The organism is Variovorax sp. Root411 (genome assembly GCF_001425205.1).
GTDB lineage: Bacteria > Pseudomonadota > Gammaproteobacteria > Burkholderiales > Burkholderiaceae_C > Variovorax.
Window position 1 is genome coordinate 356,112 of sequence record NZ_LMDW01000015.1, and the last position, 15,302, is coordinate 371,413.

Sequence of the window (15,302 nt, forward strand, 5' to 3'; positions counted from 1 at the left end):
CGGGAGAGGGTTGGGGTGAGGGCATCGGCGACGGATCGAGCACGGTGGTCATGTCGGTGCCGCACCCTCACCCTAACCCTCTCCCGCAAGCGGGAGAGGGAACCAGGCGCGAGCGCGTCATGATCAATTCGCCACCACCTGGAAGCGCGCGCCGGCCGAGCGCGAGAACACGCGCCGGTCGTACATCGCCTCGCCGTACGCCGCGGGCACCACGTAGTCGCCCACGTTGGTGGCGCGCGCCTTGTAGGTCACTTCGAGCAGGTCCTTGTTCACGGCCCCGTAGAACACGACGCGGTCTTCGCGGATGTCGGCGTACTGCACCTTCCACGAACCGCTGCCGCCCAGGCGCTTCTTCCAGATCGGCGCGTCGGCGTTCGCATCGTCGTCGCCCACGGCCTGCAGCACCGGCTCCAGCCCACCGGGCAGCACGTCGACAAGCGCCACGTCGTTGATGTTCGCGCGCTCCAGGCTGCGCACGCGCACCCGCACCGTGACCTCTTCACCGAGCTTTGCCTTGGCGATCGGGTTGCCCTTGGCATCGAGCACCTCATGGAAGATCTCCAGGCCCTTGTTCACCGGCGTGGCCGGCACATTGCGCTCGAAGCCCTGTTCGGCCCAGCTGTAGTACAGGTTGAAGTCGCTGTCATTCGACAGCTTCAGCTTCGCGGTGCCGGCCGGCACCGCGGCGCGCGTGATCGGGTTGACCGCGCCCAGCGCGAGCGCGGCGGCCTGGCCCTGCGCATTGACTGTCTGCGCCGTGAGCTTGCCTTCCACGTTCTGCCCCACGGCCTCGAAGTACGAGTCGACCGCGAGCAGCATCGAGGCCGACGACAGGCTGTTGTACCAGCCATCGCGCACCATCGCGCTCATGCCTTCCCACACCGCGGGCTTCAGCGTCTTCAGGCGCGACGGGAAGTGGCGGCCCACGAGGTGCAGCGTCATGCTGTCGTGAACCAGCGGGTCGTAGTACGCGCCCCAGACGTTGCGGCGCTGCTTCTTCTCGGTACGCGCGAGCAGGTCGGCCCACACCGGGTTGAGCAGCTCGTTGGCCACCTGCTCCTGCTTCACGAGCTGGTAGCTCGCGGCGAGGTACACGGCGCCGAGGTCGTCGCTCCAGCCTTGCGTCTGCTTGCTGCGCCATGCTTCGCGCAGGTTGGCCAGCGCGGCCGGCGCGATGATGCCCTGGCGCGTCAGCAGGTAGGCGGCCTGCGTGCGCTGGCGCCAGCCGTCGAGCGAGCTGTCGCCGCTGCCGAGCCAGCCCTGCAGGTAGGTGTTGGCCTTCTGCAGCAGGTCTTGCGGCACGGGCAGCTTGTGGTCCTTGGCCTCGACCAGCAGGTGCACCGCGTAGAGCGTCGCGAAGGCATCGGTGCCGGCGCCGGGCCACAGCGAGAAGCCGCCGTCGGCCGTCTGCCTTGCGCGCAGCTGCACGAGGTAGCGCTCGAAGGTCTTGCGCGCTTCGGGCAGCGGCCCTTGCTCGGCGGTGCGGCCGCGCGCCATTTCCTTCACCAGCTCGGGGCGGCCCGAGAGCAGCACGGCCGGGAAGGTCTGGCTCGTGATCTGCTCGGTGCAGCCGTGTGGGTAGGCCTCCAGGTACTGCATGAGGCCGGTCGCGAAGGCCCACGGCGCGGCCGACACGGCCACGTCGCTCTGGCGGAAGTTCGGGTACAGGTCGGCTTGGCTCGAGATTTCTCCCGCACGCTGGAAGCTGCCGGCCTGCACCAGCGTGACGAAGGGCGATGCGGGCCGCACGCTCACTTCGGTCGACAGGCGTGCGCTGAAGGTCTTGTGCGTCGAGGTGAACACCAGCGCCGAGGAACCCAACACCGCCTGCTCGCCCGGCTTGGCGCGTACGTTGAACTTCGTGCTGGCTTCGCCGCGCTCGTTGACCTTGAGCGTCTGTGTGGCGTCGCCCACCACTTCGAGCCCGCCGGAGGCAGTGAGCGTGAGCGCGATGGGCGCTTCCTTGCCCGAGCCCGCGATGTTGTTCGCGAGGCCCACACCCACCTCGACGGTGTCGCCAGGCGCCATCGCGAGCGGCGCGTTCGGCAATATCACCATGTCGCCGCGCACCACGGTGCGGGTGCTCTTGGCGGCGGTGGTCTCATCGTTCACCGCGACGGCCATCACGCGCAGGCTGCCGTTGAAGCTCTCGGGCACGGTGTAGCTGAACTCGCGGCTGCCGTTCACATCCACCAGCCCCGACCAGTAGGCCACCGGCTTGTCGCGCTTGCGCTTGAACGGGTTCAGGTGCTTGCCGAGTTCGCCTTCGCCGTCGCCGCCGGGTGCGGCGCCCTGCATGAGCTTCTTGAACTCCGGCAGGATCAGGTCGAGCGTCTGCAGCGTGCCGACCTCGAGCGCGCGCTTCTGGAAGAAGTGCTTCAGCGGATCGGGCGTCTTGTAGCGCGCCACCTGCAGGATGCCCTCGTCCACCGCGAACAGCACGGCGCGCGTGGGCTTGTCGCTGGTGAGCTTCATCTTCACGGTCTGGCCGGGCTTCACCAGCTCGCTGCTGGTGAGCTGCAGGTTGGCGGTGCGCTTGGTCAGCGCGGTGGCGAAGGGCACGACACCGTACGACAGCGGGCTCATGTAGACCTCGTCCGAGGCCGGGTCGCGCACGAAGTGCACGTTGACGTAGCCGGTGCCCTCGAAGTCCTTGGGCAGCACGATCTTCTGCACCGAGGCGGTCTTGTCGGTCTTGAACCATGCATGGGCGTAGACCTTGTCGCGCTCGATGGTGATAAGGCCGGCGCCGACGTAGGGCGCGCGGATGCTCACCGCAATCTCCTGCCCCGGCTCGTAGTCCTTGCGGTCGAGCGTGAGCTGCAGCTCGGCATTGCGGTCGAGCGAGCGCGACACGTTGGCGTTGCCCGCCACGCTGTATTCCACGCGGTTGAGCTCCAGCCCGTCGGCATTGCGCACCACGTAGGCGAAGTTGCCGGGCGCGGCGGTGTCCAGCGCCACGGTGTTGCCGGCGGCAGCGATGGCGAAGGGCTTCTCGTCGAGCACGATCTCCTTGCGGCGCGACTCGTAGCGGTACAGGCCGCTGTCCTGCTTGATGAGCACCGACAGCACCTTGCGTTCGACGCGCTCGATCTTCAGGCCGGGCACGGCCGTCTTCCTGGCCTGCGGATCGATGGCGATCACGGTGGCGTTGCGCGCGGCGCCCTTGCTCACGTAGCTGGTGTCGCCGTCGACCTTCATGCCGACGAGATAGGGCATGTCGCTCACCAGCGTCTGCGCCTCGGCCGACACGCTGCGCCCACCCTCGGGCTCGAAGGCCTTGGCGAGCACGTGCACCTGGTAGGTGGCGGCGTCGAAGCGTGACAGGCGCAGGTCGAACTCGGCCTTGCCGTCGGCGCTGGTCTGTACGCTGCCCAGGTCGTCGACCTGCTTGTCGGCGGCGCGCTGCGGATCGAAGAAGGCGTAGTCGGTGAACGCGCGGAACACCGGGAAGCCGGGGCTCAGCGTGAGCGTGCCTTCGACCTTGCGGTCGGGCGCGGGTGTGCCGAACAGGTTCTGCACGTCGATCAGCGCCTTCAGGTCCTTCGGCTTGACCCAGCCTTCGGCAACTTCGCTGCTGAGCTTGACCGTGACCTTGGTGCGGTCGGGCAGGAACTCCTGCACCTTGACGGTCGTGCTGCCGATCAGCAGGCCTTCGACCTCGGGCGTGCCGGGCGACGATTCGCGCGGCAGGTAGAGGTTGACCGTGTAGTTGCCGGTGGGCGAGCTGTCCTGCGTGGTGTGGGCGATTTCCGCGGCGCCGCCGGGGCCGAGCTTGAGTTTTTCGCGGCGCACGCTGAGGCCGCGCGCATCGATGATCTCGGCTTCGAGCGGCAGGTCGCGCAGCGAGGTGCCCCAGTTGCCGGCCTTGACCATCATCGCGATGTGCATGGTGTCGCCGGGGCGGTAGATGCCGCGGTCGCTGAAGACGTAGGCCGTCATCTGGTTCGGCACGCCGGCCGCGCGCAGGCCGCCGACGTCGAAGCGCGAGATGTCGAGCGTGCGGTCGCTGCGGTTGAAGGGCAGGAAGCTCAGGTCACCGTCCTTGCGCACGACCAGCACCACCGGCGCCTTCTCGCGCTGGTAGCCGGCGAGATTGGGCAGCCTGGCAGCGCCCGTGGCATCGGTGGCCTGCGACGCGACGATCATGCCGTTGCGGCCCCACACCTCGACCAGCGCGCCGGCCACGGGCTGGCCGTTGGCAATGCTCTGCACGAACACGTCGCGCGTGCCGTCGAGCGACTTCTTGGCGACGATGCCGAGGTCGGTGACGAGCACGAGGCGCTGGTCGAGTTGCTGCTCGGGGTTGCCGCCTTCGCCGTTGTTGCCTTCTTCCTCGGACGATTGCTCCTGCTGCTGTTCGTCTTCGGGCTGGGCCTGCGCATCGCCTTCGGGCTTCTTCTTGGCCTTGGGCTCGTAGCCCTGCACCTTGAGCAGGAACACGCCGCGCCGGTCGGCCACGTCATTGCGCAGGTATTCGGCGAAGTCGACCGTTTCGTAGTGCGCCTTGCCGGCGGGAATGCTGAGAGGAATCTCCTTCTGGAAGCGGTCGACGAGGTTGTCCGACTGCAGGCCGCCGTAGAACTGCGGATGCGCGAAGTCGCCGTTGGTCTGCGTCACCAGGTGCTGCAGCTGCTGCGGCAACAGGCGGCCGATTTCGAGTCGGATGCCGGGCAGGTCGCGCACCAGGATCGGCAGCTTGCGTTCGCCCGACAGTGCGAGCAGCGAGCCCTGGCTCATGATGGTGAGCTCGGGCGCGAAGGTCTTGAGCAGCAGCACGTCTTGCCGCGCAGCGCCGAGCTGGTAGCCGCCCGGCGTCTTCAGGCCCTTGGCCACGCGCACCAGCAGGTAGCGGCCGCCTTCTGCCTGCGGCATGCGAAAGCTGACCATCTCGGTCACTTCACGCTCGCTGGCGATGGGCTGCAGGTTGATCTTCTTCGCGCGGCGCAGCACGGCGTCGGTGATCTTCGCGGGCTCGGCCGACCAGTCGAACTTGTCGTCGGGGTCGCCCTTGGCTTCTTCCGTGGCGGGCAGCAACCAGGCCTGCACCACGCGCGCCATTTCGCGCTCGTGCACCGGCATCGAGGCGGTGACGTGCATCACGTGCTCGGGCTCGCCGTTCTCGCCGGTGACGATGGTGGGCTCGATGCCGGCGATGGCCAGGCTGAAGAGGCCGGGAATGTCGACCGCGCGCGACTGGTCGTTGCGCAGCGCCGGGCCGCCCTTCTGCGCGACCGTGCCAGCCGTGAGGCTGAGAATCGCTGGACGCGTCTTCTCGGGAATCGGCAGCGGCTCCGACTGCAGGGTGGCGTTGAGGCGCAGCTTGTCGTAGCTGACCGTGAACTTCTCGCTCGCGCACTTGCCGACGCTGAAGAACGAGGTGCTGCAGGGCTGGTCGTAGGTCAGCACCAGGCGCTTCTCGAACTCGGCGGTATTGACGGGGTGCGAGAAGCGCACCTGGAAGAGGGCGCGGCGTACGTTGGCCTGCACCGGGTCCTGATAGAACTCGGCGCTGGCGATCTGGGCGGTGAATTCGGGCGAGGTGAACTCGTACTTGCGCTGCGCCATCTCGATGTGCGGCGCGAGCGCGTTGCCGGCGATCTGTACCTTGTAGGGCTGGCCGATGGGCCAGTCCTGCGCGGGCAGGAATTCGAGTCGGTTCTGTTTGGTCCAGCTCCAGCGGCCGGCAATGGCAGGCTCGATGGTGACGCCGGTGGCCTCCTGGCCGATGCGCGCAATGGGCGCGACCGACGCGGAGAAGTTCATGACGAAGGGGTTCGGCCCCTTGTCGAGCTCGATCTGCGTGCGCTGCGGCAGCTCGGTCTTCGCGGTGGCGACGACGGGCTCGACGCGATCAGGCGTGAGGCCGTGCCACCACTTCAGCACATGGGGGCTCGCCATCCAACCGGCCAGCACGAGCAGGAGGAGCAGCACCAGCCACGCCAACCGCTGCTGCAGCCACTGCAATCCGAGCAGCAGGAAGGCGCCGGCAATGCGCAGCCAGCCCGGGGGTCGCCAGGAACCGATGAGCCCGCGGGCCAGCGGACGCAGGAAGCCGAGCACGCGGCCCAGTCCGGTGAAGAGCACGTCGCTGAGCGACGCGAGTTTTCTGTTGGCGACTTGAAGCATGGAAGCTCCCCCGATGTTTTTGTTGGCGTTCGCGAGTTTGCCGACCGTCTGTGAAGCAATGGCGCCGTGTGTGAAGTCCGCGTGAAAACTGCACAGGGCGGCCGGGGCCGTTTCAAGGGTTCATGGTGCGTTTGCTTTGCTGGGTGTTTTTTTCGGGGCGAGTGCGAAGGACACCGGGTGTCCCCCTCCGCGAATGTCCCCCGCTTCGCTCCTCCTTTATTTCGCTGCGGGGGACACCCGGTGCCCTTCGCACAGGACACGCTGCTTTTCTTCCGCTCGATCAATCAGTGCTCCGAACGATCACGTCGATGGGGTGCTCTGCGCAGCGAAATATAGGAGGAGGCCGCAGGCCGGGGGACGTTCGCGGAGCAGAGCACCCCGTCGGCGTGATTGCACCTCGGACGTGTGTCCTCATACCGCCGCTGCGCTCATCCCCGCGAGGTGCCCACGCGTGAACGCCTCTTCGAAGATCGAGTAGCCCGACCAGTCGGCATGCGCGAACGACAGGCGGCCGGCCACGACGCTGCCGCGGTGTGCGCCGTCCGGCGCGTTGCGCTGCGAGCCGATTTGCGAGAGCAGTCCCGGTCTGGGAATGGACATGGCATGCCCATAGCGCGTGATGTCGATGCGCGTGGCGAGCGACGGCAGGTCGGAGTGCGGCACCGACAGCTCGGCAAGCAGATCGTCGCGCCAGCCGCTCCATGGCCGGTCGAGCAGCAGCTTGCGGCCGTCTGCCGTGTCGTAGCTGCTCGGCCCCAGCGGGCGGTACCAACTGAGCACCGTGCCGCGCGGCGTCGGGTCGAGCGACTGGTGCCGCGCGTCGACGTAGCCGAGGCCGCGCGTGCCGTGGATCACGTTGTCCCAGCTCGGCGCGGCGCCGTGGCGGTCGGCCAGCGGGCCGCGCAGGTGGATGTTTGCCACGAGCCAGGGCGCGTAGCGCACGTGGGCCGCGGCGTTCTTCAGCACGGCCGGCGGGTTCTCGACCACGCGCGCGGCGATGAACACGGGCAGCGCGACGATGCAGCGTTCGGCCTGCCAGCGCACGAGCGATTTCGTGGCCGCATCCCACGCATCGACCTCTACACCGTCGCGCACTTCGGCAATGCGCGTGACGACCTGGCCGGTGCGCAACCGGTCGCCGAGCGGTGTTGCCAGTTGCTTCGTGAGCCAGCCGTTGCCTTCGGGCCAGGTGAGGATGCCGTCGCGCTCGGGGCTCGAATCGTTGACGCTGCCGGTGGGATCGCCGGGCGCATGAAAGCCGTGGCGGCTCGCGAAGTAGTGGATGCCGGCCCAGGCCGAGACGTGTTCGATGCCGGCCCCGTAGTCGTCGCGGCAGCAGTAGTCGAGGTACCAGCGCAGCTGTGCATCGCTGAAACCTTCGCTGTCGAGCCAGCTGGCGAAGGTGATGGCGTCGAGCGCGAGCAGCTCGGGCGTGACGGCGACCTTGAGCGTGGGAATGGCGAAGTGCGCCGCGTGCTGCATCGCGTCGATGCGCTGTGCGAACTTGCGGTATTGCACGAGCGTGCCTTCGCCCACGCCGTGCATGGGCAGCAGGCCGTCCTGCCACTCGCCGCGGAAGAACAGGCGCTCCTGCGGGCTGTGGCAGAGCGTGGCCTCGTCGTATTCCCAGCGGCCCGCCACGCGGCGGCGCAGGCCGAGTTCTTCGAGCAGGTCCTGCACTTCGCGCGCGTCGTCGCCGGGCACGGGCAGGTAATGCGCACCGAGCGGGCAGGCGATGCCGTTGACCATGCCGCCGCGCGCGTTGCCGCCGGCGGTGTCTTCGAGTTCGAGCAGCGCGAAGTCGTCGATGCCCGAAAGCCGCAGGGCGCGTGCAGCCGCAAGGCCCGCGACGCCACCGCCGGCGATCACCACGCGTGTGCGTTTCACGATGGTCGGCGGCGAGTTCTTGAGTGCGCCATCGCGCATGGCGTGGCCGCGCGTGACGTCGATGCCGGTGAAGCCGCCTTCGATGGGCGGTGGCGGCGCCTTGCAACCAGCGAGCGCCAGCACGCCCGCCGCGCCGGCCGCCACCCCGAGGAATTCGCGCCGTTGCATGACTCGGCTAATGCGCCATGACCTTGCCCCATTCCTGTTCGTAGGTGGTGACAAGGGTCTGGTTCGACAGCCGGTTCACTTCGGCCGGCACACGCGCCATGTCGAGCGGGAAGTCGAACATCAGCGGCAGCGTGGAGGGCGAGAGAAAACGCAGGCCCGGCGGCAGCGCATCGGGCATGCGGTACGGCCGCCGGCTCGCGATGATGTAGCCCCACTCGCCGAAGCTCGGCACGTGCGCGTGGTACGGCGTGGCCGTGAGACCCACGGACTCGATGGTGGACGCCACGGTCCAGTAGCTCTTGCGCGCCACCAGCGGCGAGGTGGTCTGGATCACCGCGTAGCCACTGGCCGACAAGCGCTTTTCGAGGAGTGCGTAGAAGCTGTTGGTGTAGAGCTTGCCGATGGCAAAGTTGGTCGGATCGGGAAAGTCCACCACGATGACATCGAAAGTGTCCCCGGGCTGCTGCAGCCACTGGAAGGCATCGGTGTTGACGATCTTCACCTTCGGCGACGAGAGCGAATGGCCGTTGAGCGCGGCCAGCGTCTCGTGCTCGGTGAACAGCTTCGTCATGTTCGGATCGAGCTCCACGAGCGTGACCGACTCGACCGAGGGGTACTTGAGAATCTCGCGCACCGCCATGCCATCGCCGCCGCCCAGCACGGCGACCTTCTTCGGCGCCCCTTGCGCGGCCATCACCGGGTGCACGAGTGCCTCGTGATAGCGGTATTCGTCGCGCTCGGCGAACTGCAGGTTGCCGTTCAGGAACAGGCGATGCCCGAGCAGCCCGCGCGTAACGACGATGCGCTGGTAGGGCGAGGTGGCACTGAAGACGATGCGGTCCTGGTAGAACTTGTCCTCGGCCAGCGTGGTGATGTGGTCAGCCCAGGCGAAGGCCGCGACCAGCGCGGCCAACGCCAGAAAGCACGCGACCGCATGCGCGCCGACGCGGCGCAGCTCATGGCGGAACAACCACAGCGCCCACACCGCCACGGCCGCGTTCATGAAGCCGAACAGCAGGCCGGTGCGGATCATGCCGAGCTGCGGCACGAGGACGAGCGGAAACGCCACCGACACCGCGAGCGCGCCGAGGTAGTCGAAGGTGAGCACTTGCGACACGAGGTTCTTGAGCACGATGTTGCGCTTCAGGATGCGCATCACCAGCGGAATCTCGAGCCCCACCAGCGTGCCCACGACCATCACGAGGCCGTACAGCAGCAACCGGAAGGCGCTCGGCACGTAGGCGTTTGCCAGGAACAGGATCGCCGGCAACGCACCGCCGACGAGCGCCACCATCAGTTCGATGCGAAGGAAGTGCGCCGGCAGCTGTCGCTCGAAATAGCGCGAGAGCCATGAGCCCACGCCCATCGCGAACAGGTAGGTGCCGATGATGGTGCTGAACTGCAGCACCGAGTCGCCGAGCAGGTAGCTGCTCAGCGCGGCCGCGCTCAGTTCGTAGACAAGCCCGCAGGCGGCGACCACGAACACGCTGGCGAGCAGCGCGATTTCCACGGGTTGCGGCCCCCGCGCATCCGGGGTGCGCGCGGGCAGGGCCGCGCCGCTCAATGGATTGCAGCAGCCACGATGATGCTGATGCCCAGACTCATTGCCGCCACGACGAGGCCCAGCGCCACGTTCTGCTTCTCGACGATCTCGCCCCACAGGTCATAGGGTGTGATCTTGTCGATGATCAGGAAGCAGAGCCAGAAGACCAGGACGCCGATCAGCGCATACACGAGCGATCCGAGGACCACGCCCGGTTTCAGCCATTCAAATCCCATGGGGACCTCCAGTCGTAGTAGTGAGAAACAACATCGCGTGCATCTTCGCCGTCATTTGTGGCCGCCGCCACTCGAATAGCCGCCGTACGAGCCGCCCGAGCTGCGGTAGCCGCCCGACGAGCCGCTGGAACTGCTGCAGGTGCTCATGATGATCAACACGATGATGATCACGACGACGATGAGGACGATGGTGCCGCAGCCCATGCCGGATGCGGCACTCACCGGCAGCGCGTCGGCGCGCTTGAACATGTCCTTCCTGGCGTCGAGCTTGAAGGCGGTGGCCACCAGGCCGCTGTCGAGCTTGCTGCCCGACGACCACGTGAGCTCGTTGGCCGAGCGCTCCATCGACAGCAGTGCGCCGCCGCTGGCGAAGTCGCGGTTGAAGGTTTTCTGCCCGCGTTCGACCTGCCAGTAGAACTCGCCCGCCACGTAGGTGGTCTCGGCGTTGTAGGCGTACTGCTGCTGGTAACGCTTGTTGAGGTAGGTGGCGGTGTTGCCGCTCTCGGCCATCACGGGCGCGCCGGTGGTCGGCTTGACCATGCTCCAGCCGTCCTCGGCGTCCACCAGGAAGCTGAAGCCGCGCTTCTTGTTGTAGAGCAGGTACTCGTCCCAGCCGAACAACTCGTCGTCGCCGGGCTCGCTGCCCATGCGGTGCTGGAAGCCGACCACCTGCCACTGCGCGCCCTGCAGCTGGCCCATGCTGCCGAGCGCGATGAGCGGGCGCACGGGCTCGTCCTGCGCGGCGTGCTTGAGCTCGCCGCCGATGCCTTGCGACAGGTCGATGATGCTGTTGCACGAGCGGCAGGTGATGCTCTTGCTGTCGGCGAAGTTGACGGTGACGGGCGAGCCGCAGTTGGGGCAGTTGAAGCTGCGACCCTTTTCGTCCTTGGCGGATTCCTCGCGCAGGCCGGTGAGCTGCAGGTCTTCGAGCTGCACCGAGCGGCCGAGGTAACCCGCGGGCGGCTCCGTGCCGTAGTCGATGCTGAGGACCAGGCCCTTGTCGTTGCGCAGCTCGACCATCGCGAAGGAACGGCCGAGCTCGGGCAGGTGCGGCAGTTCGCCCTGCGCGGAGGTCAGCGCCACTTGCTCGTTGGAGGTGACGGTGTAGCTCTGGCCGGCGAAGGCGGTGGTGGCGCCCACGCGCAGTTCGTTCCAGGGCGGCGCGGTGCGCTGCAGGTCGAAGGGCAGCGCGAAGACGTAGGCGCCGTTGTCCTCGCTGAGCACACCCGTGCGGTCACCGTCGAGCGCGGCGATCCACTCGGTCCAGCGGCCGCCGGGGTACGTGTACTGCAGCCGACCGATCAGCGTGAAGGGCTTGTCCTGGATGCGGCCGGCGGCGAACAGCTGCAGTGGGCTGAAGTCGTCGAACAGCTCGGCCATCTTGCCGGTGCGCGCGAGCGTGTCGCCCTGGCGCACGACGGTGCTCTGGCAGTAGGGGCAGACCGCATGCGTCGATTGCGCCGAGCGGAATTCGACCGGTGCGCCGCAGCCGGGGCAGGGCGCGCGGTAGTAGCGTTGGTTGCCGTTTTCCTCAGCCATGGCGGCTCAGGAGATCGACGGCTGTAACCACGGATGCAGTTGCGGGAAACACCACGGAACCGGCTTTGCCGGGCCGTCGGTGTTGCCCCCTGCAAGGGGGGAGGAGAAGCGACACGAAGTGCGCGAAGCCTGGGGGTTAGACCAATACTGGGGGTCAGACCAGTTTTTTAAGGAGTTCCACCTTCTTGGCGTCGAACTCTTCCTGGGTGAGGATGCCCTTGGCCTTGAGTTCGCCGAGCTTCTCGAGCGTGGTCATCACGTCGGTGGGGCTCACCACGGCCACCGCGGGTTGTTGCTGCGTCGCGGCAGCGGCCGCCGCCGCGTTGGGGCTCAGGCCCTGCGCGAGGTTCTGCGCCAGCACCTGGCCCAGCGCCACGCCGGCGCCCAGGCCCATGGCATCGCCCGCAATGCCGCCGCCACCGGCCGCGCCTTCTGCGAACTTCGGAATGGCCTGCGCCGTCTGGTACTGCATGAACTTGCCCATGTCCTGGCCGACCATGCCCATGCCGATCTTCTGGTCGAGGATCTTCTGCAGCTCTTCGGGCAGCGAGACGTTCTGCACCGTGATGTTCTCGAGCTTGATGCCGATCTTCTCGAACTCGGGCACGAGCTGCGCGGCGAGCGCCTGCGCGAACTGGATCTGGTTCGCCGCAAGGTCGAGGAAGGGCACGCCGCTCGAAGCGATGGCGTTGCTGATGTTCTGCAGCACCAGCCCGCGCAGCTGGCCGTCGAGGTCGGCCACGGAATAGATGTCGCGCGTGCCGGAGATCTCGGTGTGGAAGGCCTTGGCGTCGCCGATGCGGAAGCTGTAGTTGCCGAAGGCCCGCAGGCGCACCGCGCCGAAGTCCTTGTCGCGGATGGTGATCGGCTGGGGCGTGCCCCACTTCTGGTCGACCTGCTGGCGCGTGCTGAAGAAGTAGACGTCGCTCTTGAAGGGGGACTCGAAGAGCTTGTCCCAGTTCTTCAGGTACGTGAGCACGGGCAGCGTCTGCGTCGTGAGCTTGTACATCCCGGGGCCGAATACGTCGGCCACCTTGCCTTCGTTGATGAAGACGGCAACCTGCGATTCGCGAACGGTGAGCGAGGCGCCGTTCTGGATTTCCATCTCGGCCATCGGGAAGCGCCAGGCCAGCGTGCCATCGCCGGTCTCGGTCCACTGGATGATGTCGATGAACTGCTTCTTGATGAAATCCATCAGGGCCATGGTCGCTCCTCGTTTTTTCAGGTTTTGTCCGAACCGTGCATATTGCCACATCGATTTGACGGCGCACCAGGGCTTTTGGCCATGGCTTGCACCAGCCATGCGGCTTATGGCCGGTGCGCAGCGAGGTCTACAATCGGCGCCCCCAGAAGAAGCGCCACCAGGAGCTACGGCACATGTCAGATTCGACCCCCTCGACCTCATCGACTCCCACGCCCGAAGACAAACGCGCCGAGTTGCGACGTGCCGCCCTCGAGTACCACGAGTTTCCCGTGCCCGGCAAGATCGCCATCGCGGCGACCAAGCAGATGATCAACCAGCGCGACTTGTCGCTGGCCTACTCGCCCGGCGTGGCCGCGCCCTGCGAGGAAATCGTCAAGGACCCGGCCAATGCGTTCAAGTACACCTCGCGCGGCAACCTCGTGGCCGTCATCACCAACGGCACCGCCGTGCTGGGCCTGGGCGACATCGGCCCGCTGGCGTCCAAGCCGGTGATGGAAGGCAAGGGCGTTCTCTTCAAGAAATTCGCCGGCGTCGACGTGTTCGACATCGAGATCGACGAGAAGGACCCGGCCAAGCTGGTCGACATCATCGCGTCGCTGGAGCCGACCTTCGGCGCCATCAACCTCGAAGACATCAAGGCCCCGGACTGTTTCTACGTCGAGCGCGAGCTGCGCAAGCGCATGAAGATCCCGGTGTTCCACGACGACCAGCACGGCACGGCCATTACCGTGGCGGCGGCCATGGTCAACGGCCTGAAGGTGGCGGGCAAGGACATCGCCGAGGTCAAGCTGGTGGCGTCGGGCGCGGGTGCCGCGGCGCTGGCCTGCCTGAACCTGCTGCTGAAGGTCGGCCTGAAGCGCGAGAACGTGTTCGTCACCGACCTCGCCGGCGTGGTCTACGAAGGCCGCACCGAGCTGATGGACGACGACAAGCGCCAGTACATGCAGAAGACCGACGCGCGCACGCTCGCCGAGGTGATCGAGGGCGCCGACGTGTTCCTGGGCCTGTCGGCCGGCGGCGTGCTGAAGCCCGCGATGGTCGCCAGGATGGCCAAGCGCCCGGTGATCTTCGCGCTGGCGAACCCGAACCCCGAGATCGCGCCCGAAGACGCCCATGCGGTGCGCGACGACGTCATCATGGCCACCGGCCGCACCGACTACCCGAACCAGGTCAACAACGTCCTGTGTTTCCCGTATATCTTCCGCGGCGCGCTCGACTGCGGCGCGACCACGATCACCGACGAGATGGAGATCGCCGCGGTGCACGCCATTGCCGACCTGGCGCAGGCCGAGCAGAGCGAGCGCGTGGCTGCGGCCTACGTCGGTGAAAAGCTGTCCTTCGGTCCCGAATACCTGATTCCGAAGCCCTTCGATCCGCGCCTGATGATGAAGATCGCGCCCGCCGTGGCCAAGGCGGCGGAGGAAAGCGGCGTGGCGTCGCGTCCGATCAAGGACATGGACGCCTACCGCGACAGGCTGCAGAACTTCGTCTATGCCTCGGGCACCACGATGAAGCCGATCTTCGAAGCGGCCCGCCGCGCGGCGAAAAAGCGCGTGGCGTATTGCGAGGGCGAGGAAGAGCGCGTGCTGCGCGCCGCGCAGATCGTGGTCGACGAGGGCATTGCGCGTCCGACGCTGATCGGCCGCCCGGCCGTCATCGCCCAGCGCATCGAGAAGTTCGGCCTGCGCCTGAAGGAAGAGCTCGACTACGACATCGTCAACGTCGAGCAGGACCATCGCTACCGCGACTTCTGGCAGACCTACCACCGCATGACCGAGCGCAAGGGCCAGACGGTGCAGACCGCCAAGATCGAGATGCGCCGCCGCCTCACGCTGATCGGCGCGATGCTGCTGCACAAGGACGAGGTCGACGGCATGATCTGCGGCACCTGGGGCACCACGCTGATCCATCTGCACTACATCGACCAGGTGATCGGCAAGCGCCCCGGCGGCTGCGAAAGCACGCCGCAGGACGTGCCGGTGTACGCCTGCATGAACGGCCTGCTCCTGCCGGACCGCCAGGTGTTCCTGGTCGACACGCACGTCAACTACGACCCCTCGCCCGAGGAACTGGCCGAGATCACGACGATGGCGGCCGAGGAAATGATGCGCTTCGGCCTGAAGCCGAAGGCGGCGCTGCTGTCGCATTCGAACTTCGGCACCAGCAACGAGCCCAGCGCCATCAAGATGCGCAAGACGCTCGAACTGCTGCGCGTGCAGGCGCCCTGGCTCGAAGTGGATGGCGAAATGCACGGCGACGTGGCGCTCGACAGCAAGCAGCGCGCGGTCGTCATGCCGCACAGCGCGCTGGCCGGCGACGCCAATCTGTTGGTTTTTCCGAACATCGATGCCGCCAATATTTCGTACAACCTGCTCAAGACGGCGGCTGGCGGCAATATCGCGATCGGCCCGGTTCTGCTCGGAGCGGCCAAACCTGTGCACATTCTCACGGCCAGCGCGACTGTTCGGCGCATCGTGAACATGACGGCCTTGACAGTGGCTGACGCAAACGCCGAAAGATAGGCCCTTTGGCGAGAGTGGTCGCCAACTTAAAGTACCACTCACTCCCCTTGCGACTGCTCAAACTTTGAGCAGTC

At 66.9% G+C, this 15,302-nt stretch carries 7 protein-coding genes; 1 reads left to right on the forward strand and 6 read right to left on the reverse strand.

Translation table 11 applies throughout. The features are described from left to right. Window positions 1–123: 123 nt before the first annotated feature. The 6 genes from ASC92_RS15755 to ASC92_RS15780 all read right to left on the reverse strand — a co-directional run bounded on the left by ASC92_RS15755 (window position 124) and on the right by ASC92_RS15780 (window position 12,706). On the reverse strand, window positions 124–6,129 hold the full coding sequence (locus tag ASC92_RS15755; protein WP_056517302.1) for an alpha-2-macroglobulin family protein: 6,006 nt from the start codon (window positions 6,127–6,129) through the stop codon (window positions 124–126). Window positions 6,130–6,540: 411 nt separating this feature from the next. Beyond that, complete coding sequence (locus ASC92_RS15760) at window positions 6,541–8,184, reverse strand: FAD-dependent oxidoreductase (protein WP_056517305.1); 1,644 nt, start codon at window positions 8,182–8,184, stop codon at window positions 6,541–6,543. Window positions 8,185–8,191: 7 nt separating this feature from the next. After that, on the reverse strand, window positions 8,192–9,748 hold the full coding sequence (locus tag ASC92_RS15765; RefSeq protein ID WP_414820412.1) for a polyamine aminopropyltransferase: 1,557 nt from the start codon (window positions 9,746–9,748) through the stop codon (window positions 8,192–8,194). Continuing rightward, window positions 9,745–9,963 (reverse strand): DUF350 domain-containing protein, encoded by a 219-nt coding sequence (locus ASC92_RS15770; protein ID WP_007828540.1) that lies wholly within the window; start codon window positions 9,961–9,963, stop codon window positions 9,745–9,747. The genes ASC92_RS15765 and ASC92_RS15770 overlap by 4 nt, the downstream gene beginning before the upstream one ends. A 51-nt stretch (window positions 9,964–10,014) precedes the next feature. After that, a complete protein-coding gene (locus ASC92_RS15775) occupies window positions 10,015–11,502 on the reverse strand; it encodes a DUF4178 domain-containing protein (protein ID WP_056517308.1) in 1,488 nt (495 codons plus the stop codon). Window positions 11,503–11,656: 154 nt separating this feature from the next. Beyond that, window positions 11,657–12,706 (reverse strand): SPFH domain-containing protein, encoded by a 1,050-nt coding sequence (locus ASC92_RS15780; protein ID WP_056517309.1) that lies wholly within the window; start codon window positions 12,704–12,706, stop codon window positions 11,657–11,659. Between the two features lie 173 nt (window positions 12,707–12,879). On the opposite strand from ASC92_RS15780, the gene ASC92_RS15785 reads away from it, so the two are divergent. Further along, on the forward strand, window positions 12,880–15,228 hold the full coding sequence (locus ASC92_RS15785; protein WP_056517311.1) for an NADP-dependent malic enzyme: 2,349 nt from the start codon (window positions 12,880–12,882) through the stop codon (window positions 15,226–15,228). The last annotated feature ends 74 nt before the right edge of the window (window positions 15,229–15,302 follow it).

What these genes read in the sequence shown, in the direction of transcription:
- ASC92_RS15760 (WP_056517305.1), bottom strand. Translation starts at nt 8,184, where the DNA reads ATGCAACGGCGCGAATTCCTCGGGGTGGCGGCCGGCGCGGCGGGCGTG.
- ASC92_RS15775 (WP_056517308.1), bottom strand. Translation starts at nt 11,502, where the DNA reads ATGGCTGAGGAAAACGGCAACCAACGCTACTACCGCGCGCCCTGCCCC.
- ASC92_RS15785 (WP_056517311.1), top strand. Translation starts at nt 12,880, where the DNA reads ATGTCAGATTCGACCCCCTCGACCTCATCGACTCCCACGCCCGAAGAC.
- ASC92_RS15770 (WP_007828540.1), bottom strand. Translation starts at nt 9,963, where the DNA reads ATGGGATTTGAATGGCTGAAACCGGGCGTGGTCCTCGGATCGCTCGTG.
- ASC92_RS15755 (WP_056517302.1), bottom strand. Translation starts at nt 6,129, where the DNA reads ATGCTTCAAGTCGCCAACAGAAAACTCGCGTCGCTCAGCGACGTGCTC.
- ASC92_RS15780 (WP_056517309.1), bottom strand. Translation starts at nt 12,706, where the DNA reads ATGGCCCTGATGGATTTCATCAAGAAGCAGTTCATCGACATCATCCAG.